The sequence below is a fragment of the Streptomyces sp. NBC_00454 genome (assembly GCF_041434015.1).
GTDB lineage: Bacteria > Actinomycetota > Actinomycetes > Streptomycetales > Streptomycetaceae > Streptomyces.
Window position 1 is genome coordinate 1,369,534 of sequence record NZ_CP107907.1, and the last position, 14,149, is coordinate 1,383,682.

The window sequence follows — 14,149 nt, forward strand, 5'->3', positions numbered from 1 at the left end:
GCGTCGCCCGGCGGGGTCAGGCCGGGGCGCGGCTGCCGTCCTGGAGCAGGTCCAGCGCGTGTTCCAGTACCGCGCAGGCCTCTATGTGGTTGCCGGACTCCTGGAGCAGCGCGGCGAGCCGCCGGCACACCTGTACGGCCTCGGGCCCGTAGAAGCGGTGGACCTGCGCGAACGCCTGCTCCAGCACCTCGATCGCCTCGCGGGTCCGGCCGGTCTCGGACAGCACCTCCGACAGTTCCAGCTGGACGGCGAGCAGGTCGCCCTCCCCGCCGGGGGCACGTTCCTCGAGGGTGAGGCGCAGGATCGGCAGGGCGTCCCCGCTGCGCCCGGCCGCCCGCAGCGAGCGGGCCAGGACGATGCCCGCGCCCGCCATGGCCGCGCGGACGTCCGCATCCAGGACGTCGACGTCCCGGATGCCGAGCGCGCGGTTGCGCACGAGTTTGAGCCGGCCCACCCCGCCCTCCGTGGCATGCTGCGGGAGCGGGCGGTTCTTGCTGCGCAGCCGGGCTTCCAGCGTCCGGCAGAGGGTGTCCAGGTCGATCAGCTCGGGTCCGTCCGGGATGCCGTCGCGCAGGATCCTCAGCAGTTCCCCGGTGAAGGCGGTGTGCCGCTCTCCGTCGGGGGCCAGGGCCGCCCGGTCGCGCGGGGAGGCCGTGAGGACGTAGGCGCCTTCGACGGCGGCCTGTTCGGCGAGCGCGTCCTCCTCGCCCGCGAGCATGCGGGCGGCCCGGCCGCTGAAGCAGCAGTCGAGGAGGACCACCTTGCGCTGGGCTTGCGAGTCGCGCAGGGCGGAGCGCAGGTGCTGGTAGCCGACGGCGGTGTAGCCGACGTTCTGCCGGGAGCCGTGGAGCGCGAGGTAGAGGTCGTCGGTTTCGGTGTCGCGCATGCCGTGGCCGGCGAAGTAGACGAGGAGGGTGTCGGTGGCCTCGTCCCCCGCCCGGTGCACGGCGTCGAGGAGGTCGGCGGGGTGCTCCGGATCCAGGACGCTCGTGCAGTGCTGCTCGGGCAGCCCCCAGACCGTGGCGTCGCACAGTTCGGCCGCGAGGTCCCTGACATTGGCCTCGACGGTCGGCAGCCCGGGCAGGTACCGGTATCCGGCGGTGCCGATGAGGACGGCCCGGGAGGCCGCCGGGTCGGGCAGCCCCGTCATCCCCGGCTGCCCCCGTCGCCCCGGGACGGGGCGGCGGATTCCAGCGCGGCGACGATCCGGCGCACCGCCTCGGGGTCGGCGGCGGCGTCCCCGGTGAGCCGGATCTCGTACCCGTCCCTGCTCAGCACGAGGGTGGGGGGCGTCCGGCGCGAGACCTGCCACTGGAGCACGGAGAAGACCAGGGAGGCTCCGGACAGGCCGCTGCCGACGGCCAGTTGGAGCAGGTCCAGCCCGGAGCCCATGAGCGTCCCCTGGGGCGCGTCCCCGACGGTGGCGGAGTCCCTCTTCGGATCGCTCCCCAGGCGTACGGACAATCCGCGGCCCAGGGTCTCGTCCGCGGCCAGCCACCGCTGGAGCGAGCGGAGTTCGGCCTCCGGGTCCTCCCGCGGGCCGCTCGGGTCCACCCGCAATGCGAAGTCGGTCATCCTGCTCCGGCCCTCCCCTGTCCCTGGTGTTCGCGTACCCGGGCGAACAGTTGCAGCGCCCGTGCGGACTGGCCCGTCCGGGCCAGGCACACAGCCTGCCAGAACTGGCAGGCGAGGATGGTCGGGTGGCCTGGACCCAGCGTTTCCTGGCAGAACTGCAGGACACCGGCCAGGAGTTGGGAGGCCTCCTGGGGTTTCCCGCGCATCACGAGCCCGACGGCCTCGCGCTGTCGCTGCACTGCGGCGTGCTCGGTCATCCGGCCGTGGACGAGGCGACGGGTGATCTCGCTCAGGGCGAGCGGGTTCGGCGCCTCCGGAACGACGGCCACGACCGCTTCGACGGTGGGTGCGACGGAGGACGCGGGGGCCGGCACGACGGTCGACGCCATGGTCGACGCGACGGTGGGTGCGCCGGGGGGCGTGCCGGGGCTCTGCGGACAGGGGAAGGGGGCGGGGCTCTGGGGATACGGGAAGGGGGCGGGCGCCGCCCCGCGCTCGGCGCCCCGGCCGTCGTCGTGGCCGCCCCCCTCGTCGCTGTGGCGGCGCCCCTCGTCGCCCTGCCACCATTCGTACTCCGGTTCCACCCGGTGCTCGTCGCCGCGCGGCACGGGGGACGGTCCGGGTGCGGCCGCCCGGCTCATGTCGGCCAGGGCGCCCCTGAAGGACGTCCGCTCGGCTTCGGCGGCGGTGTGCGTCGGCGGGATCCGGCGGCGCTGGGCGCGCGGCACGGGCCGCGCCAGGTAGCCGGTGACCCGCTGCAGGACCTGGCTCCCGCCTCCGCCCGCCCAGGGCCGCAGCAGGGCGGCGGCGGACGCCGCGCTGTCCGGCCGCTCCCGGTAGTCCGGGGCGCAGAGCGCGTCCACGGCCGCCGCGAGCTCATCGGGGAGGCCGAGCCCCTTCTCACGAATCCGGGACACGCCCTCGGCCGCCTTGAGCACCAGCGCCCCGACGTCCACGGTCTCCTCGCCGAACGGTGGCCTGCCGGTCAGCATGAAGTGCAGGCAGACCCCCACGCCGTACAGGTCGGTGGCACCCGACGACGGAAGCCTGCGGACCCGTTCCGGGGCCATGTACTGGGCCGTGCCGATGATGTCGGAGCCGGTCGCGGTGATCCGCCGCTCCTCGGCGACCAGGGCGAGGCCGAAATCGTAGAGCACCACTTTGCCGTCCGGGGTGACGCGGACGTTGCCCGGCTTCACATCGCGGTGCAGGACCCCGCTCGTATGGGCCGCTTCCAGGGCCCCGAGCATTTCGACGGCGATCCAGCAGGCCGCCGGGACGGCGAAGGGGACGCCCGCCCCGAGGACGAAGAGGTCGGCCCCGTCGAGCATCTCCATCACCAGGTACGGCGTACCGCTGCCGGAGTCCACCCCGGAGTCGTAGATGCCCACGACCCCCGGGTGGCTGATGCGTGCCAGTGCGATGGCCTCGGAGACGAACCTGCGCTGCATCTCGCGCGACAGGTTCTTGGCGGAGGCCGACAGGACCTTCACCGCGACCCGGCGGCGCAGCGTGGTGTCCTCAGCCTCGAACACCACGCCCATCCCGCCGCGGCCCAGCACCCGGAGCGGCTGGTAGCGCTGGGCGAGCTTCGCGGGGAACACGTCGTTGCCTGCTGCCACTGGTCTCCCCCGGGTGGCATCGGTGGAACCGGGCCACCCGGCCGACCGGTCTGCCGGTCGGCTCGGCCGGATGCCCGGTCAGGGCCTTCTTGCCGAAGTCACACGGTAGACGTCGTAGACGCCCTCCACACCCCGAACGGCCTTCAGGACGTGTCCCAGGTGCTTCGGGTCGCCCATCTCAAAGGTGAACCGGGAGGTGGCCACCCGGTCGCGGGAGGTCTGGACGGCCGCCGAGAGGATGTTCACGTGCTGGTCCGACAGGACCCGGGTGACGTCCGACAGCAGCCGGGACCGGTCGAGCGCCTCGACCTGGATGGCGACCAGGAAGACGGAGGACTGGGTGGGGGCCCACTCGACCTCCAGCATCCGCTCGGGCTGCTGGGACAGGGAGTCGACGTTGACGCAGTCCTTGCGGTGGACCGATACGCCGCTGCCCCGGGTGACGAACCCGACGATCGGGTCGCCGGGCACCGGCGTGCAGCAGCGGGCCAGCTTGACCCACACGTCGTCGACGCCCTTGACGACCACGCCGGGGTCCGCGTTCTTGCGCCGCTTGCTGCGGCCCTGGACCGGGGCGATGGACTCCTCGATGTCCTCGTTGGCCGCGTCCTCGCCGCCGAGGGCCTGCACCAGCTTCTGTACGACGCCCTGCGCGGCCACGTGGCCCTCGCCGATCGCCGCGTAGAGCGAGGAGATGTCGGGGTAGCGCATCTCGTGCGCGAGGGTGACGAGCGAGTCGCCGGTCAGGATGCGCTGGATCGGCAGGTTCTGCTTGCGCATGGCCCGCGCGATGGCGTCCTTGCCGTGCTCGATCGCCTCGTCGCGCCGCTCCTTGGAGAACCAGGCGCGGATCTTGTTGCGGGCCCTGGGGGACTTGACGAAGCCCAGCCAGTCGCGGGACGGGCCGGCGCCCTCGGCCTTGGAGGTGAAGACCTCGACGAGGTCTCCGTTGTCGAGGGTCGATTCGAGCGGCACGAGCCGCCCGTTGACCCGCGCTCCTATGGTGCGGTGGCCGACCTCGGTGTGGACGGCGTACGCGAAGTCCACGGAGGTGGCGCCGGCCGGCAGCGCGATGACGTCGCCCTTGGGCGTGAAGACGAAGACCTCGTTGCGCGAAAGGTCGAAGCGCAGCGAGTCGAGGAACTCGCTCGGGTCCTCGGTCTCCTTCTGCCAGTCCAGCAGCTGGCGCAGCCAGGCCATGTCATTGACCGTGTCGTGGCCCGCGCTGCCCTTGGCGGCCTGCGGCACGTCGGTCCGTACCTTGGACGTGCCCGCGACGGTCTGCTGCTTGTACTTCCAGTGCGCGGCGATGCCGTACTCGGCGCGGCGGTGCATGTCGAAGGTGCGGATCTGGAGCTCGACCGGCTTGCCGCTGGGTCCGATGACCGTGGTGTGCAGCGACTGGTACATGTTGAACTTGGGCATCGCGATGTAGTCCTTGAACCGGCCGGGGACCGGATTCCATCGCGCGTGCACCGTACCGAGGGCGGCGTAGCAGTCGCGCACCGTGTCCACGAGGACGCGGATGCCGACCAGGTCGTAGATCTCGGCGAAGTCGCGGCCCCGCACGATCATCTTCTGGTAGACGCTGTAGTAGTGCTTGGGGCGTCCGGTCACGGTGGCCTTGATACGGGCGGCCCGCAGGTCGGCCATCACCTCGTCGGTGACCACGGTGAGGTACTCGTCGCGCTTGGGTGCCCTTTCGGCCACCAGCCGCACGATCTCGTCGTACATCTTGGGGTAGAGGATCGCGAAGGCGAGGTCCTCCAGCTCCCACTTGATCGTGTTCATGCCCAGGCGGTGCGCCAGCGGGGCATAGATCTCGAGGGTCTCGCGGGCCTTCTTCTCCTGCTTCTCCCGCTTGAGGTAGCGCATGGTGCGCATGTTGTGCAGCCGGTCGGCGAGCTTGATCACGAGAACCCGGGGGTCCTTGGCCATGGCCACGACCATCTTGCGCACGGTCTCGGCCTGGGCCGCCTCGCCGAACTTGACCCGGTCGAGCTTGGTGACGCCGTCGACGAGCAGGGTCACCGCGTCGCCGAACTCGCGCCGCAGGTCCTCCAGCCCGTACTCGGTGTCCTCGACGGTGTCGTGCAGCAGCCCGGCCATCAGCGTGGCCGGGTCCATGCCCAGCTCGGCGAGGATCGTCGTCACCGCGAGCGGGTGGGTGATGTACGGGTCGCCGCTCTTGCGCTTCTGACCGCGGTGCCAGCGCTCGGCGACCTGGTAGGCCTGCTCGATCTGGCGCAGCGTCGCCGTCTCGATCTTCGGGTCGTTGCTGCGGACTATGCGGAGCAGCGGTTCCAGGACCGGGTTGTACGGGTTGGAACGCTGGACGCCGAGGCGGGCCAGCCGTGCGCGCACCCGGTTGGAGGACCCGGCCGACTTCGCGGGCACGGGCTTGACCGGCGGCGCGGGGGCCGGAGCGGCCGGCGGGGGCGTGGCGGGGGCCGCGGCGGCCGGCTCGGCCGACGGGTCGGGCTGCGCGGCGGAGATTGGCTGGACCTCGTCTGGCAAGAGCGCTCCTCAGCGGATCCGGTGCCCGTGTCCGGTCCGGATAACCCATCGTAGCGAGGGTTGCGTCCCACCGTTCCCCGAGCCCGCGCCTCGACGCTTCCGGTGCGGGTCCGCTGCTGGGGCTCCGCCCCGGGCCCCGCGCCTCAAACGCCGGCGGGGCCATCCAGCCCGTCCGGCGTTTGAGGACCGGGGTCTGGGGCGGAGCCCCAGGGAACGGTGGAAGGGTGGGTAGGGGACGGCCCCGCGCAGCGGCCCGCACACGCCGAAGCGGGCGCGCCCCGGGGATTCCCGGTGCACGCCCGCTTCGCAAGCAGCGTGGTCAGACCACGATCAGCGCGTCGAGCGGAGCATCGCCCAGCGTCGCGACCAACCGCTCACGACCCGGCAGGAACGACAGTTCCATCAGGACCGCGACCCCGGCGACCTCCGCCCCGGCCCGCCGGATCAGCTCCAGCGAAGCGGCGGCGGTGCCACCGGTGGCGAGCACGTCGTCGATGACCATGACCCGGTCCTCGGCGCACAGCGCCTCGGCGTGGATCTCGATCTCCGCCGAGCCGTACTCCAGGTCGTAGGACTGCAGGAGCGTCGCCCCCGGCAGCTTTCCGGCCTTGCGCACCGGGACGAAGCCGATGCCGGCCTGCACGGCCACCGGAGCCGCCAGGATGAACCCCCGCGCCTCCAGTCCGACGATCTTCGTCGCCCCGTACTTCTCGGCCAGTTCCACCAGCGCGTCCGTCAGGGCGGCGAACGCCTTCGGGTCGGCCAGCAGCGGGGTGATGTCCTTGAACATCACCCCCGGCTTCGGGTAGTCCGCCACGTCCGTGATCCGGCTGAGCAGCAGGTCCCGTACCTCGGTGGAGAGCTCCGCGGTCACCGGCGCCGTCCGGACCGGCCCTGCGCCACGACCTGCGGCGCCTCATCGTTCTCGGAGCCGTCCTCGGACGATTCGCCCTTGGCCGCGGCGGCCGCCCGCTTGGCGAGCACCCGCTTCGTCAGGGCCTTCATCGCCGGCTCGCGCTCCTTCAGGTCCACGACCAGCGGGGTCGCGATGAAGATCGACGAGTAGGCGCCGGCCGCGAGGCCGACGAACAGCGACAGCGAGATGTCGTTGAGCATGCCGGCGTCGAGGATGCCGCCGCCGATGAAGAGCAGCGCCCCGACGGGGAGCAGCGCCACGACGGTGGTGTTGATCGAGCGGACCAGGGTGCCGTTGATGCTGCGGTTGGCAACCTCGCTGTACGTCCAGCGGGTCTGCTTGGTGATGTCCTTCGAGCCCTCCTTGAGACCGTCGAAGACGACGACGGTGTCGTAGAGGGAGTAACCGAGGATGGTCAGCAGACCGATGACCGTACCCGGGGTGACCTCGAAGCCGACCAGCGCGTACACGCCGACCGTGATCGTGAGGTCGTGGATCAGCGCGATGAGCGCCGCGACCGCCATCCGCCACTCGAAGGCGATGGCGAGGTAGATCACCACGAGGACCATGAAGATGCCGAGGCCGGTCCAGGCCTTGTTGGCGATCTGCTCGCCCCAGGAGGGGCCGACCAGGTCCGCGTTGATCTGACCCGCTTCGACCTTGAGGTCGGTCGCGAGCTTGGTCTTCACGTCGGCGGCGGCGGCGGTGTCCAGTTCCGAGATCTGGATGCGCATGCCGCCGGTGCCGAGCTTCTGGACGGTCGCCTCGTGGCCGGAGGCCTTCTGCGCGGCAGTGCGGGTCTGGGCCTCCGAGAGCGAGGTCTTCGGGGTCGTGAAGACGGCCCCGCCCTTGAACTCGATGCCCATGTTGAGGCCAGAGACGGCCAGGGCCACGATCGCCGTGATCGTGATCAGGATGGAAACGCCGTACCAGACGAAGCGCTTGCCGACGAAGTCGTAGCCGACCTCACCTCGGTACAGCTTGGCGCCGAGATCTCCGAGCTTCGACATCTCTCACGCCTCCTTTGCGTCGACGGGAGCTTCGAGGTTCGCGGTGGGCGCGCCGGAGCCCGTACGACGCGAACGTCGCAGCGGCGGCTTCGCGCCCAGTCGCTTCGGGTCCAGCCCGGACCACGGGTGACCGCTGGAGAAGAACTTCGTGCGGGCCAGCAGCGTCATGACGGGCTTGGTGAAGAGGAACACCACGACCACGTCGAGCAGGGTCGTCAGACCCAGGGTGAAGGCGAAGCCCTGCACCTTGCCGACGGTCACGATGAACAGCACCGCGGCGGCCAGGAACGACACGAAGTCGGAGACCAGGATGGTGCGCCGGGCCCGCGGCCAGGCGCGCTCGACGGCCGGACGCAGGGTGCGGCCCTCGCGGATCTCGTCCCGGATGCGTTCGAAGTACACGATGAACGAGTCCGCGGTGATACCGATCGCGACGATCGCACCGCAGACGGCGGGCAGGTTCAGCGCGAAGCCGATGCCCTTTCCGAGCAGCGCCATGATCGTGTAGGTCAGGACGCCGGAGACCAGGAGGCTGATGATGGCGATGAACGCCAGGCCCCGGTAGTACGCCAGCAGGTAGATCACGACGAGCGCGAGGCCGATGGCACCGGCGATGAGGCCGGCCTTCAGCTGCTCGCCACCGAGCGCGGCGGTGACGGTGGTGACGCTGTCCTCCTGGAAGGACAGCGGCAGGGCGCCGTACGAGAGCATGTTGCCCAGGTCCATCGCCGACTGCTGGGTGAAGCCGCCGGAGATCTCGGCGTTGCCGCCGGTCAGCGCCTGGCTGACGGACGGGTCGGAGATGACCTCGCCGTCGAGCACGATCGCGAACTGGTTCTGCGGGGACTGCTTGGCGGCCAGCTCACCGGTGATCTTGGCGAACTTGTCGGCGCCCTTGTCGGTGAACTGCATCGTGACGATCCACATGCCGCGCTGCGGGTCGATGACGCCCTTGGCGTCCTTCACGTCCTGGCCGTTGACCTGCGCCGGGCCGAGCACCCACTTGCCCCAGGCGTTGCCGCGCTTGCCACAGGCGAGCGTCGGGTCCTCGGGCTTGACGTTCTTGCCGACCGCGGCGCGCTGCGCCTCGTTGCTGCAGTCCAGCGCGGCGAACTTCGCCTGCAGGTCCGCGGCGGCGGCCTGGTCGGCGCTCGGCGGCGTGCTCGCCGAGGGGGAAGCCGGCGGGGTGGTGGCCTTGTCGTCTGCCTTCTTCGAAGCGCTCGCCGAGGGCGAGGGCGAGGGGGCGTTCGGGGCCTTGAGGGCCTCACTGAGCGCACGGCCCTGGGAAGTGGCGCTGGACGACGGGGTGGGCGCACCGGCGGACGGAGAGCCGGAACCGCTCGCGGAGGGGCTCGGGGAGCCGCTCGCGTTGGCCTCGGGGGTGATCGGGGCACCGTCCGCCATCGCCAGGACAGGGCGGAAGTACAGCTGGGCGGTGGTACCGACCTGCTCGCGCGCCTGCTGCTCGTTCGTCCCCTTGGGGATGTTCACGATGATGTGGTCGGTGCCCTGGGTCTGAACCTCGGCCTCCGACACACCGAGACCGTTGACACGGCGCTCGATGATGCCGACCGCCGTGTTCATGTTGGTCTCGTTGATCGCGTCCGGCTTGCCGGGCTCGCTCTTGGCCTTGAGCGTGATGCTCGTACCGCCGGCGAGGTCGATGCCGAGTCGCGGCGTCGTCTGCTTCGTGAGGAACATCCCCGCGGTGAGCGCCACCATCGCGATCAGGATGATGGCCAGGGAACGCCCCGGCCTCCCCTGAGCCCCCGTGGGCCGCCGGCCCTTCTTCGGTGCTGCCACCTTGTCGTATCTCCCTGTCCAACCGTCCCGCGCCGGGTCAGCGCGTGGACGGCCACGAAATGTGTGTGGGGACCCCTGCCCCCCGCAGAAGGGTCACTGGCGGGGACCGCCGGGGACGCCGATCAGGCTCCCTGCGCGGTCCCCTGCCGGGCGCTACTTCGCGCCGGCCTCACCGTCGGACTTGCCGTCCTTGGGCTCGTCGTCCTTGGGCTCCTGCGCCGCGGGCTCGTCGGCCTTGGGCTCGTCCTTCTTGCCCAGGTCGAGCTTGGGAGCCTCGCCCTCGGTCAGGGAGGACGCGTCGTCCGGGACGACCGGCGTGTCGATGGTCAGATCATCGCTCACGCCGTGGACGATGCGGTTGTACTCCTCGTCCTCGAGGACGGCGCCGATGGCGTTCTTCGCGAACATCGCGTGGACGCCGGGAGCGATCTCGAGGGTGACCGTGTCGTCACCGATCTCCTTCACCGTGGCGTACATGCCGCCGATGGTGCGGACACCGGTGCCGGGCGTCAGCTGATCGCGCATCTGCACGGCCTGCTGCTGCTTCTTCTTCTGGCTGCGGGTCAGCAGGAACATCGCGCCGATGATCAGCAGGAACGGAAGGAGGGAGATGATATTCAAGGGACGCAGGTCCTTCGCATCGACCGCACGAGTGCGCGGCCTTTTCTACGGGGGGTGGGTACGCCGACCGTAAGGGTCGGCATCGGCGGAGTCTAGGCGAGTCCGCACCGATGGAACAACGCCCAGCATGTCACCGCAGTTCCTGACGAGGCGAACCTCCGCGCCGTCAGGCCCCGAAGAGCCCCTGTTGTCCGCTTGATCCGCCACCGGTCTGCTGCGGCGGAACAAGTCCCAGGTGAGCCCATGCGGCCGGGGTCGCGACCCGGCCCCGGGGGGTCCTGGCCAAGAGCCCCTCGCGCACGAGGAACGGCTCGGCCACCTCTTCGACGGTCTCCCGCTCCTCGCCGACGGCCACCGCGAGCGTGGACAGCCCGACGGGCCCGCCGCCGAAGAGCTTCAGCAGCGCCTCCAGGACGCCCCGGTCGAGGCGGTCCAGCCCGCGCTCGTCCACCTCGTAGACCTTCAGGGCGGTACCGGCGACCTCGCGGTTGATCACGCCGTCGGCCCTGACCTGGGCGTAGTCCCGGACCCGGCGCAGCAGCCGGTTGGCGATGCGGGGAGTGCCGCGGGAGCGTCCGGCGATCTCGGCGGCGCCGGCCGTGTCGATCTCCACGTCGAGGAGGCGCGCGGAGCGGTGGATGACCCGCTCCAGCTCCTCGGGGGCGTAGAACTCCATGTGCCCCGTGAACCCGAAGCGGTCGCGCAGCGGCGGGGGCAGCAGCCCGGCCCGGGTGGTGGCGCCCACCAACGTGAACGGCGGCAGCTCCAGCGGGATCGCGGTGGCCCCCGGACCCTTGCCGACGATCACGTCGACCCGGAAGTCCTCCATGGCCATGTACAGCATCTCCTCGGCGGGCCGGGACATGCGGTGGATCTCGTCGAGGAAGAGGACCTCGCCCTCCTGGAGGGAGGAGAGGATCGCGGCGAGGTCGCCCGCGTGCTGGATGGCCGGGCCGGAGGTGATCCGGATCGGCGCGCCCATCTCGGCGGCGATGATCATGGACAGAGTGGTCTTGCCGAGGCCGGGCGCGCCGGAGAGCAGGACGTGATCGGCTGTCGCCCCGCGCTGGCGGGCCGCCTTGAGGACGAGGTCCAGCTGCTGGCGGACCTTCTCCTGGCCGACGAACTCGCCGAGGTCCTTGGGCCGCAGGGCCGCCTCGACGGCGGTGTCCTCGCCGTCCGCCGCGGCTGCGACGATCCGGTCGTCGCTCTCGTCATCCCAGTTCACGGTGGTTCAGTCTGCCTTCTCGGTGTGGTGCGGTGGTCTGTCGCGTGCGGGCGGCCCTGCGAGGCCATTCTCCCCGCCCCGCCCCTTCTCCGTTTCCTGGGCTCCGCCCAGACCCTCCCCCAGCTACCGCTGGGGGTGCCCCGGACTCACCGGGCCCGGTTCAGGGACTGCAAGGCCGCGCGCAACAGCTGCGGGACAGGGGCCGAACCGCCGGCGGCGATCGCGGCCTCCGCCTGCGGGGTCACCGCGGAGACGGCCTCGTCCGCGTCCCGGGACGCATAGCCGAGGCCGATCAGCGCGGCCGAGAGCTGCTCGCTCCACGGCGCCGGGCCGGAGGCCACCACGCGCTGCGCGCCGACCATCCCGCTCGACCCCAGCGGAGCGCCCAGCTTGTCCTTGAGGTCCAGCAGGAGCTTCTGCGCGCCCTTCTTCCCGATGCCGGAGACGGCCATCAGCGCCTTCTCGTCACCCATGGAGACGGCGATGCGCAACGCGTCCGGGCTGTGGACGGCCAGCATCGCCTGCGCGAGCTTCGGCCCGACCCCGCTCGCGGTCTGCAGCAGCTCGAAGACCTGCCGCTCGTCGTCGTCGGCGAACCCGTACAGCGTCAGTGAGTCCTCCCGTACGACCAGGGAGGTGGCCAGTCGGGCCGTCTCGCCCGTCCGCAGGCCGGCGATGGTGTTCGGCGTGCAGTGCACGGCCATGCCCACTCCCCCGACCTCGATGACGGCCAGGGTGGGGGCGAGCGCGGCGACCGGGCCGCTGACGAAGGCGATCATGAGGTGCGGCCTTTCAGGGTGGTGGCGTGCCGGGCCACCGCCTGCTGGAGTCGGTTCTGGGCGGGGGCCCGCCAGATGTGGCAGATGGCGAGGGCGAGGGCGTCCGCGGCGTCGGCGGGCTTGGGCGGGGCCGACAGCCGCAGCAGCCGGGTCACCATGGCCCCGACCTGGGCCTTGTCGGCGCGGCCGCTGCCGGTGACGGCGGCCTTGACCTCGCTGGGGGTGTGCAGGGCGACCGGTATCCCCCGCCGCGCGGCGCACAGCATCGCGACGGCACTGGCCTGGGCGGTGCCCATCACCGTGCTCACGTTGTGCTGGCTGAACACCCGCTCCACGGCGAGGACTTCGGGGCGGTACTCGTCGAGCCACTCCTCGATGCCCTGCTCGATGCCGACGAGCCGCAGGCCCAACTCCGCGTCCGCGGGCGTCCGTACGACTCCCACGCCCAGCATCGTCAGGGGGCGGCCGGCCACCCCCTCGACCACGCCGACGCCGCATCGCGTCAGCCCCGGGTCAACGCCGAGTACCCGCACCCCACCCCTCCTTCGCTCGCCCGTACGCACGTACGTGCAGGTTACGCAGGCTATCGGGTGCCACTGACAAAGCCGCGGGCCGACGGGGTGTGTCCCCGTCGGCCCGCGGCCCGACGCTGTGCGCGGTCAACACCTGTCAGGCGTCGACCTTCTCCATGACCTCGTCCGAGACGTCGAAGTTGGCGAAGACGTTCTGCACGTCGTCGCTGTCCTCCAGCGCGTCGATCAGCTTGAAGATCTTGCGCGCGCCCTCTTCGTCCAGCTCGACCTGCATGGTCGGCAGGAAGTTGGAGTCGGCCGAGTCGTAGTCGATGCCCGCCTGCTGGAGCGCGGTACGGACGCCGACCATGTCGGTGGCCTCGCTGATGATCTCGAACTGGTCGCCGAGGTCGTTGACCTCTTCCGCGCCCGCCTCGAGCACCGTCTCCAGGACGTCGTCCTCGGAGAGCTCGCCCTTGGGCAGCAGTACGACGCCCTTGCGGTTGAACAGGTACGAGACCGAGCCCGGGTCGGCCATCGAACCGCCGTTGCGGGTCATGGCGACCCGCACGTCGGACGCGGCACGGTTGCGGTTGTCGGTGAGGCACTCGATGAGCACCGCGACGCCGTTGGGGCCGTAGCCTTCGTACATGATCGTCTCGTAGTCGGCGCCGCCGGCCTCGAGACCGCCGCCGCGCTTGACCGCGGAGTCGATGTTCTTGTTGGGGACCGAGCTCTTCTTGGCCTTCTGGATGGCGTCGAAGAGGGTCGGGTTGCCATCGATGTCGGCGCCGCCCATACGGGCCGCGACCTCGATGTTCTTGATCAGCTTCGCGAAGAGCTTGCCGCGCTTGGCGTCAACCACGGCCTTCTTGTGCTTCGTCGTAGCCCATTTAGAGTGGCCGGACATCTGCCTGTCTCCTTCGCGTCACCAACAATGTTCGCCTCAGATCCTACCGGGACGCCGTCAGAGCCCCGCGCGCACCATGTCGACGAAGTACGCGTGGACCCGGTCGTCACCCGTCAGCTCGGGGTGGAACGAGGTGGCGAGCACGTTGCCCTGGCGCACGGCGACGGTGTGACCGTCGTACGTGGCGAGCACTTCGGCACAGGCGCCGACGGACTCGACCCAGGGGGCGCGGATGAAGACGCCCTCGACGGGGCCGCCGTCGATGCCCGCGAAGTCGACCTGCGCCTCGAAGGACTCGTTCTGGCGGCCGAAGGCGTTGCGGCGCACGATCATGTCGATGCCGCCCAGGGTCTCCTGGTCCTCACGGCCGTCCAGGAGCTTGTCGGCGAGCATGATCATGCCGGCGCAGGTGCCGTAGACCGGCATCCCGGCCCGCACGCGCTCGCGCAGCGGCTCCAGCATGCCGAACAGCACGGCGAGCTTGGACATCGTCGTGGACTCGCCGCCGGGGATCACCAGGGCGTCGACCTCGGCGAGCTCCTCGGGACGCCGGACCGGCCTGGCCACGGCGTCAGCCGAGGCCAGGGCGATCAGGTGCTCCCGTACATCGCCCTGGAGAGCCAGGACGCCGATAACGGGGGTGTTCGTCATGAGGT

General features: G+C 70.9%; 13 protein-coding genes. All 13 read right to left on the reverse strand.

Going from position 1 to position 14,149, the window contains the following annotated elements; all coding sequences use genetic code 11:
• Positions 1-16: 16 nt before the first annotated feature.
• The 13 genes from OHU74_RS06345 to pdxT all read right to left on the reverse strand — a co-directional run bounded on the left by OHU74_RS06345 (position 17) and on the right by pdxT (position 14,144).
• The gene (locus OHU74_RS06345; protein WP_371614990.1) at positions 17-1,150 is read right to left on the reverse strand and encodes a caspase family protein; all 1,134 of its coding nucleotides are present in this window, start codon (positions 1,148-1,150) and stop codon (positions 17-19) included.
• A complete protein-coding gene (locus OHU74_RS06350) occupies positions 1,147-1,575 on the reverse strand; it encodes a hypothetical protein (RefSeq protein WP_371614991.1) in 429 nt (142 codons plus the stop codon). The genes OHU74_RS06345 and OHU74_RS06350 overlap by 4 nt, the downstream gene beginning before the upstream one ends.
• A complete protein-coding gene (locus OHU74_RS06355; RefSeq protein WP_371614992.1) occupies positions 1,572-3,197 on the reverse strand; it encodes a protein kinase in 1,626 nt (541 codons plus the stop codon). Before OHU74_RS06355 ends, OHU74_RS06350 begins: the two co-directional genes overlap by 4 nt.
• A gap of 78 nt (positions 3,198-3,275) precedes the next feature.
• Positions 3,276-5,714 (reverse strand): bifunctional (p)ppGpp synthetase/guanosine-3',5'-bis(diphosphate) 3'-pyrophosphohydrolase, encoded by a 2,439-nt coding sequence (locus OHU74_RS06360; RefSeq protein ID WP_371614993.1) that lies wholly within the window; start codon positions 5,712-5,714, stop codon positions 3,276-3,278.
• Positions 5,715-6,033: 319 nt separating this feature from the next.
• Positions 6,034-6,588, reverse strand: a complete 555-nt coding sequence (locus tag OHU74_RS06365; protein WP_371614994.1) for an adenine phosphoribosyltransferase — start codon at positions 6,586-6,588, stop codon at positions 6,034-6,036.
• Complete coding sequence (gene secF / locus OHU74_RS06370; protein ID WP_371614995.1) at positions 6,585-7,640, reverse strand: protein translocase subunit SecF; 1,056 nt, start codon at positions 7,638-7,640, stop codon at positions 6,585-6,587. The genes OHU74_RS06365 and secF overlap by 4 nt, the downstream gene beginning before the upstream one ends.
• Before the next feature lie 3 nt (positions 7,641-7,643).
• Positions 7,644-9,443 (reverse strand): protein translocase subunit SecD, encoded by a 1,800-nt coding sequence (secD, locus tag OHU74_RS06375; RefSeq protein WP_371614996.1) that lies wholly within the window; start codon positions 9,441-9,443, stop codon positions 7,644-7,646.
• A gap of 153 nt (positions 9,444-9,596) precedes the next feature.
• Entirely contained in the window at positions 9,597-10,064 is a 468-nt protein-coding gene (yajC, locus tag OHU74_RS06380) for a preprotein translocase subunit YajC (RefSeq protein WP_330295441.1), read from the reverse strand.
• A gap of 166 nt (positions 10,065-10,230) precedes the next feature.
• Entirely contained in the window at positions 10,231-11,292 is a 1,062-nt protein-coding gene (gene ruvB, locus OHU74_RS06385) for a Holliday junction branch migration DNA helicase RuvB (protein WP_330295442.1), read from the reverse strand.
• Positions 11,293-11,438: 146 nt separating this feature from the next.
• Positions 11,439-12,071 (reverse strand): Holliday junction branch migration protein RuvA, encoded by a 633-nt coding sequence (gene ruvA / locus OHU74_RS06390; RefSeq protein ID WP_371614997.1) that lies wholly within the window; start codon positions 12,069-12,071, stop codon positions 11,439-11,441.
• Positions 12,068-12,604, reverse strand: a complete 537-nt coding sequence (gene ruvC, locus OHU74_RS06395; RefSeq protein ID WP_371614998.1) for a crossover junction endodeoxyribonuclease RuvC — start codon at positions 12,602-12,604, stop codon at positions 12,068-12,070. The genes ruvA and ruvC overlap by 4 nt, the downstream gene beginning before the upstream one ends.
• 136 nt (positions 12,605-12,740) lie before the next feature.
• Positions 12,741-13,493 (reverse strand): YebC/PmpR family DNA-binding transcriptional regulator, encoded by a 753-nt coding sequence (locus OHU74_RS06400; protein WP_330295445.1) that lies wholly within the window; start codon positions 13,491-13,493, stop codon positions 12,741-12,743.
• Between the two features lie 57 nt (positions 13,494-13,550).
• A complete protein-coding gene (gene pdxT / locus OHU74_RS06405; protein WP_371614999.1) occupies positions 13,551-14,144 on the reverse strand; it encodes a pyridoxal 5'-phosphate synthase glutaminase subunit PdxT in 594 nt (197 codons plus the stop codon).
• Between the last annotated feature and the right edge of the window lie 5 nt (positions 14,145-14,149).

Bases quoted from the DNA above. Each gene is read 5' to 3' on its own strand.
- OHU74_RS06350 (WP_371614991.1), bottom strand. From the start codon at position 1,575: ATGACCGACTTCGCATTGCGGGTGGACCCGAGCGGCCCGCGGGAGGAC.
- ruvA (WP_371614997.1), bottom strand. From the start codon at position 12,071: ATGATCGCCTTCGTCAGCGGCCCGGTCGCCGCGCTCGCCCCCACCCTG.
- OHU74_RS06345 (WP_371614990.1), bottom strand. From the start codon at position 1,150: ATGACGGGGCTGCCCGACCCGGCGGCCTCCCGGGCCGTCCTCATCGGC.
- secF (WP_371614995.1), bottom strand. From the start codon at position 7,640: ATGTCGAAGCTCGGAGATCTCGGCGCCAAGCTGTACCGAGGTGAGGTC.
- OHU74_RS06400 (WP_330295445.1), bottom strand. From the start codon at position 13,493: ATGTCCGGCCACTCTAAATGGGCTACGACGAAGCACAAGAAGGCCGTG.
- pdxT (WP_371614999.1), bottom strand. From the start codon at position 14,144: ATGACGAACACCCCCGTTATCGGCGTCCTGGCTCTCCAGGGCGATGTA.